At 73.7% G+C, this 4,501-nt stretch carries 4 protein-coding genes and 3 pseudogenes; 3 read left to right on the top strand and 4 right to left on the bottom strand.

What is annotated here, in order from left to right; all coding sequences use genetic code 11:
- Positions 1-352: 352 nt before the first annotated feature.
- The 3 genes and pseudogenes from ACFW2E_RS42155 to ACFW2E_RS42145 form a co-directional block, all read right to left on the bottom strand.
- A complete protein-coding gene (locus ACFW2E_RS42155; RefSeq protein WP_384476050.1) occupies positions 353-769 on the bottom strand; it encodes a Zn-ribbon domain-containing OB-fold protein in 417 nt (138 codons plus the stop codon).
- 143 nt (positions 770-912) lie between these two features.
- Positions 913-1,677, bottom strand: coding sequence for a TetR family transcriptional regulator (locus ACFW2E_RS42150; protein ID WP_384476047.1), 765 nt, complete (start codon positions 1,675-1,677; stop codon positions 913-915).
- Between the two features lie 83 nt (positions 1,678-1,760).
- A pseudogene (locus tag ACFW2E_RS42145) lies at positions 1,761-1,949 on the bottom strand (cytochrome P450); the annotation flags it as partial.
- Between the two features lie 29 nt (positions 1,950-1,978).
- On the opposite strand from ACFW2E_RS42145, the pseudogene ACFW2E_RS42140 reads away from it, so the two are divergent.
- Positions 1,979-2,092, top strand: a pseudogene (locus tag ACFW2E_RS42140) (gamma-glutamyl-gamma-aminobutyrate hydrolase family protein); the annotation flags it as partial.
- Positions 2,093-2,107: 15 nt separating this feature from the next.
- Here ACFW2E_RS42140 and ACFW2E_RS42135 read toward each other — a convergent pair.
- Positions 2,108-2,677 (bottom strand): annotated as a pseudogene (locus ACFW2E_RS42135) (MarR family winged helix-turn-helix transcriptional regulator).
- Positions 2,678-2,836: 159 nt separating this feature from the next.
- On the opposite strand from ACFW2E_RS42135, the gene ACFW2E_RS42130 reads away from it, so the two are divergent.
- Complete coding sequence (locus tag ACFW2E_RS42130) at positions 2,837-3,685, top strand: hypothetical protein (protein ID WP_384476044.1); 849 nt, start codon at positions 2,837-2,839, stop codon at positions 3,683-3,685.
- 55 nt (positions 3,686-3,740) lie between these two features.
- Positions 3,741-4,442 (top strand): peptidoglycan-binding protein, encoded by a 702-nt coding sequence (locus ACFW2E_RS42125; protein ID WP_384476041.1) that lies wholly within the window; start codon positions 3,741-3,743, stop codon positions 4,440-4,442.
- The last annotated feature ends 59 nt before the right edge of the window (positions 4,443-4,501 follow it).

Raw genomic sequence — 4,501 nt, 5'->3', positions numbered from 1 at the left:
GGGGGTCGCGCGCTCGGCCCCCCGGCGGCGCGCATGGCGGGGGTGTGCCGCGGGCGCTGCGTGGGGGGGGGGGGGGGGGGTTGGGGCCCCCCACCACCCCCCCGGCGCCGCCGCCCCCACCGCCAGAACCGCGGCGGCGGTGACCCATATTCGCCGGGCACGGACCACTGTTTCCCCTCCTTGGGCCGCGAGTCCGGACACCCCGGCCGTCCCGGGGGTCCCTCGCGCCCCGGAGGACGGGAAGGAGTGTCTGTGGGTTGCCTGTGAGGGCGGGGTGAACGCGGACTATGGCCGAGACCGGTGGGGAAGTCGGCGACATCCGGACCTGCCGGCGGGCCGGGGGAACGGACCGTCAGGTCCAGGCGCGGTACGGCTCGTCGAGCAGCTGGAAGACCGGCTCGCCCCGGACCGGATCCTCGGCCGTGGACAGCCGCACACGATCGCCGCTGTGGATCCCCACCGGCGGGCCCATGACCCGGCCCCGGACGACGAATCCCTCGGCCATCTCTATCAGCGACACATTGCGCGCGGCGGGCGTGTTGCGGTGCACCACGGTGGAGTGCCGGACCGTCCCGGTGCCCTCGCTGCGCTCCGTGCGCAGCTCGCTGCCCTGGCACACCGGACACAGCAGCCGGTGGTACATGGCGGTGCCGCACCAGGTGCAGCGCTGGTAGACGATGGCGTCCTTGGCGGCGGCCGTCCCGGGGTCGAGAACGCCCGTCGCGGAGCCGGCCGCCGGACGAACGGCGCTCCCTGAGTGGTGGTACACGCTGGTCAACTCCCTGCGCTCGGCCGGAATCCCGCGTGCAGGCGCGCGGGCCGTGCACGCGAGTGCGGCTCACCGTGCCACCGTGCACGCCCACAGAGTATGGCACTCAGTGCCACTCGTAAAGGTACTCCGTACCCGGATTTTCAGTCGCGGCGGTCGGCGCCGAGCGCGGACTCGATCTCCCGCACCATGCGCCACAGCGGGACCCCGCGCCGGGAGACGAGCACGACCACGTCCTCGGGCTGCCCGGGACCCTCGAGACGCACCGTGCGGACCGGGGCCTCGGGGCGCGGTCCGGCGGGCGCCTGCGCGCCGGGCGCGCCGAAGGCGGACTGCACATAGCCGAGCGCGTGGTCCACCGTGGCGCCCGCGTCGCCCTCGCCGTCCGAACGCAGCCAGGAGCGCAGTGCGTTGTTGTGCGCCGCGACCACCGCGGCCGCGATCACGTCCGCCCGGAGTGTCCCGTCGGGCCGGCCGGCGAACCGGCCGCGCAGGTACTCGGCCAGTGCGCGCTCGTAGCGCCACACCACCGACAGCTCGTACGCGCGCAGCCCCGGCACCTGCTTGGTGAGCCGGTAGCGCTGCACCGAGAAGGTGGGGTTCTCGGCGTACATCCGCAGCACCAGCCGGGCCGCGTCGCAGACCCGCCGTACCGGCTCGTGGTCCGCGCCGCTCGCCGCCAGAAAGGCGGTCATGTCGGCCAGGCAGCGCTCGTGGTCGGGGAAGACCACGTCCTCCTTGGAGGGGAAGTAACGGAAGAACGAGCGCCTTCCGACCCCGGCGAGTGCCACGATGTCGTCGACCGTGGTCTGTTCGTAGCCGCGTTCCAGGAAGAGCTGGAAGGCCGCCGCGACCAGGGCGTCCCGCATGGGCGGCTTCGCGGACGGTGCCGCGCTGCTGGTGCTCATGGACGCGAACGTAGCACTCGGCCGGTGGATCTGGCACTCAGTGCAGGGTGTAGGGGGAACTGAGTGCTTTCCGTTGTCGCCCCTCAGGCCGGGGTCACCTCCACCGGGAGCCGCTCGATGCCGTTGACGAGGTCCGAGCGGACGCGCGGGACCTCTCGGGAGAGACGGATGTCCGCGGGCCGGGGGATCGGTTCCCCGAACATGATGCCGATCTGGGTGCGGGCAAGCAGGTCGCCCGGGCGCAGACGGGGGCTGCCCCTGCCGAAGGTCACGGGGCGTTGTTCCGGCGGGCGACTCGGCCGCCCCGGGCTGGTTCACGGCCGTGCAGCGGCACCCGGAGGACACGGCGCACCAGGACCCCACCCAGCAGGCACTGTTCGACGCCCTGGTCCGGGCCGCAGGCACCCGGCCGTGACCACGTCCTTCGAGGTCACTCCTTGGGCCGCCGCCCGCTGCGCCGGGGAGCGGGCTCGGCGCCGCCCAGCTCCCGGCGTCGGCGCTCGCCGTGCTCCTCCACCTGGAGGACGACCTGCGCAGCCCCTGAGCGAGGCTGCGGCACTCGGCGTCGTCGAGCCGCCCGGTGACGAACGCCTCCTCCTCGTTGAACTGCGGGAACACCGCGCTGCATCAGCTCCTCGCCCTTGTCGGTCAGGCTCAGCACGACCAGCCGGACGTCGTCCGGATGCCCGGCCCGGCTCAGCAGCCCGCGCGACTCCAGGGTGCGTGCCACGCCCGTGAGCGTGCCCTTGGAGATCCCGGCCCCCTCCGCCACGTGCCGGGTCTCCGACTCGCCCCACACCCACACCACCCACAGCACGACGAACGCCGTCCAGGTCAGGCCGGAGCCGCGCAGCACGGAGTTCTCCAGGTGCTGCCGCACCGCCGAGGCCGCCCGGTGGACATCGGCCACGGCGGCCATCTGGTCCCGGCGGACCGGAATGCCGCCGAGCTTCTCCGAGGCGAGCCGCTCGGCTTCGGTGATGGATCGCCGGCCGGGCACGGGCGCTCCTTCGGGCCGATGAGCGGGACACCGCACGGGCGGGCCCCGGCCATGGGTGATCGTTCGGGCCCAAATTGTGCGAAGGCCCAGGGCCCCGGCGAGAGCCGCCCGCGCCCGACGTAACCTTTCCGCACATCCCGCCGCCCGAGGAGATCCCGCATGTCCGCAGCCCGCCCCCGCATCCTCTACGTCACCGACCTGGCGTACCGGGCCCGCGGGCGCCGCTACTGCGACGAGGACATCTTCCTCACCTCCCGGCTCGGCGCACACTTCGACCTGGCCCTGTGCCATCCGTCGGCCGCGGCCGGCCTCATGGACGCGTTCGACGCCGTCGTGGTCCGCAACAGCGGTCCGGTTCTGGCGTACCAGGAGGACTACGAGGCCTTCCGCGCCCGTGCCCTCGGCAGCGGCACACGGGTGTACAACCAGCTCACCGGCCGGGCGGACATGGCGGGCAAGCAGTACCTCCTCGACCTGAGCGCGGCGGGCTTCCCCGTCATCCCCGCGGTGGACCGGACCGAGGACCTGCACCGGCTGCCCGCCGCCGAACGGTACGTCGTCAAGCCCAGGCTCGGCGCCGACTCGATAGGCCTGGAGATCGTCACCGCCGACCGGCTGGCCGCCCTGGCCGACGGGAGCGTGCTCGTCCAGCCGTGCGTCGACTTCGCGTACGAGGTGTCGTTCTACTTCGTCGACCACGGCTTCCAGTACGCCCTGTACGCGCCGGACCCCGACCGGCGCTGGAAGCTCGAGCCCTACGAGCCGACCCCCGAGGACCTGGAGTTCGCCCGGCGCTTCATCGACTGGAACGGCATCGAGCACGGCATCCAGCGGGTGGACGCCTGCCGCGCCCCCGGCGGCGGTCTCCTGCTGGTCGAACTGGAGGACCTCAACCCCTATCTGTCCCTCGACGCCCTCACGGAGGAGGCCCGGGAGGCCTTCGTCACCGCCATGACGGAGTCGCTGCAGCGCTTCGTCCGGGACGGGTCCGGCCCGGCCCGGCGCTGAACCGGCGGGCCGCCGCTTCCGTATCTCTCCCCGGGGACCGCGGAAGGAGAGCAGCGTGTCGACACCGCCCGACCCTGAGCAGCCGCACCCGGGCCCGGTCCTGGAACCCGTCCGAGTCCTGCGCCTCCGCCAGTTCGACGCGCTCGCCGAGCTGATGCGGGAGATGCGCCAGGACGCGGAGGACGCGCAGGACGCGCAGGGCACGGAAGGCTACGAGGCCGTCGCGCCCGAGCGGTGGCACGACGACGCCGAGGACGAGACCCGGGAACTGCCTCCCGTCTCCAAAGACCCGCGCGCGACGGCGGACGACGGCCGCTTCGGTTCCGGCTCCGGGCTGCGCCGGGCCTCCGTCGTGGTCGCCGTGGCCGCGGCCGCACTGGTCGGCTTCGGCTGCGCCCTGCTGCTGCCCGGCCGGGGAGACGCCGCCACGGTGAGCCGGCCGTCGAGGCCGCCGGCGACCGCCCCCGCCCCCGCCACTGCCGACGCCACCGCCACCGCGGGCGCCATCGACCCCGACGGGGCCGGGACCCTGCGCGAGGGCGACAGCGGCCCCGAGGTCACCGAACTGCAGGAACGCCTGCTGCGCATCCCGGACGTCTACCGCGACGGCTCCACCGACGGCCGCTACGACTCGGTCCTCACCGCGGCGGTGGCACGCTTCCAGCTCTGGTACGGCGTCCAGGGCGACGAGTCCGGTGTGTACGGCGACGACACCCGCCGGGCGCTGGAATCCCGCACGAACCTCTACGGCGGCTGACGGGCCGCTCCGCACAAGGCGTCGCTGCCGGTCACCCGGTGGGATGACGCAGACCCCCG

Origin of the sequence: Streptomyces sp. NPDC058964, assembly GCF_042741275.1 — a bacterium.
Classification (GTDB): Bacteria; Actinomycetota; Actinomycetes; order Streptomycetales; family Streptomycetaceae; genus Streptomyces.
The sequence above is the reverse complement of the archived record's forward strand: the minus strand, read 5'-3'. Positions and strand labels throughout refer to the sequence as shown.